The sequence below is a fragment of the Armatimonas sp. genome (assembly GCF_031410135.1).
GTDB lineage: Bacteria > Armatimonadota > Armatimonadia > Armatimonadales > Armatimonadaceae > Armatimonas.
The window spans coordinates 1-1,283 of the sequence record NZ_JANNYP010000801.1; the positions used below are offsets into that span (position 1 = coordinate 1).

Genomic DNA, 1,283 nt, shown 5'->3' on the forward strand with positions numbered 1-1,283 from the left:
TCTCACTACCCGACACATTTTGAGGTGAGGTCGCCGTTCGGGTACCCTTGTTCTTACCACAGTTCAGGAGTACCCAGGAAATCCCATGAGCGACAACCTCAAACGCTATTGTGCCATAAAAAAGGCTTTGATATCACTACGGCCCACAGAACCAAAAGGCAATCAAGCACGCCATATCAACACTTTGGCTATGATCGTTGCAGGCGTCATCGGAAGTCAGAAGTGCCATTTACCAGCCATTGCTAAAAAAGTACCCTCAGATGCCAAGCCACAAAATAGGGTTCGGAAGATGGAGCGTTTCATGGATAATGATGCTATTGATTGTAAAAAATATTATCTGCCTTATGCTGACACTCTGATCAGGAATCTACCACCAGGCCCTCTTGTACTGATAATGGATGGAAGCGAAGTGGGACGCGATTGTGTCATGCTCTCGCTCAATGTCGTTTACAAAAAGCGAGCCCTGCCGCTGTGTTGGATTGTCGTCAAGGGCAAAAAGGGGCATTTGCCTCAAGACACCCATATTGAATTGCTTGAGCAAGCAGCCAAAATTATCCCCCAGCAACGTCGTGTCATCTTTTTGGGGGATGGAGAATTCGATGGTACCAAACTGTTGGAGACCCTACAGAGTCAAGGCTGGGACTATGTCTGCCGCACGGCAAAAAATGTCGTTCTGACAGAGGATGCTCAACGATTCTCTCCACAAGACTTAATTTTGGAGCGAGGAGAGCGTTTAGAATTACCTGATGTTGGTTTTACAGCCAAAGAATATGGCCCCGTTTTGGTGAGTATTGTCTGGGAGCCAAGCTGGGACGAGCCTCTGATTCTTGTCTCCAACTTAGATTTCCTGGAAGAAGCCTATCATTTTTACCAGCGTCGCTTTCGTATCGAGACGTTCTTTTCGGATCAGAAGAGCCGTGGTTTTTATCTCGGTCATAGCCACATCAGTAATACTTCTCATCTACACCGACTCTTGATTGGGCTTTGTCTTGCCTATCTCTGGATTGTCTGTATGGGGGCTTGGGTCGTCCAAACGGGCCGAGTTGCTTTGATCCATCGCACGGATCGTTGCGACTGGAGTTTGTTTCATCTGGGGCTAAATTGGATAGAGCATTGCCTCAACGAGGGGCTCCCCCTCAGGACGCGTTTTCCACGTTCGGAACGGAGACGAAAATGTGTCGGGTAGTGAGCTCTGATTCGGAAATCCAATGCCTTTTCGCAGAGCCAGCCAATCCACTTGTCACCAATGAACTCACGGTCTGCGGTCAAGAACCGCCAGCGCC

The 1,283-nt window shown here is 48.6% G+C and carries 1 protein-coding gene; it reads left to right on the forward strand.

Annotated features, from left to right (window positions below; translation table 11 throughout):
• The first annotated feature begins 85 nt into the window (after positions 1–85).
• Positions 86–1,186 (forward strand): IS4 family transposase, encoded by a 1,101-nt coding sequence (locus RMO15_RS29470; protein WP_309721560.1) that lies wholly within the window; start codon positions 86–88, stop codon positions 1,184–1,186.
• The last annotated feature ends 97 nt before the right edge of the window (positions 1,187–1,283 follow it).

Bases quoted from the DNA above. Each gene is read 5' to 3' on its own strand.
- RMO15_RS29470 (WP_309721560.1), top strand. From the start codon at position 86: ATGAGCGACAACCTCAAACGCTATTGTGCCATAAAAAAGGCTTTGATA.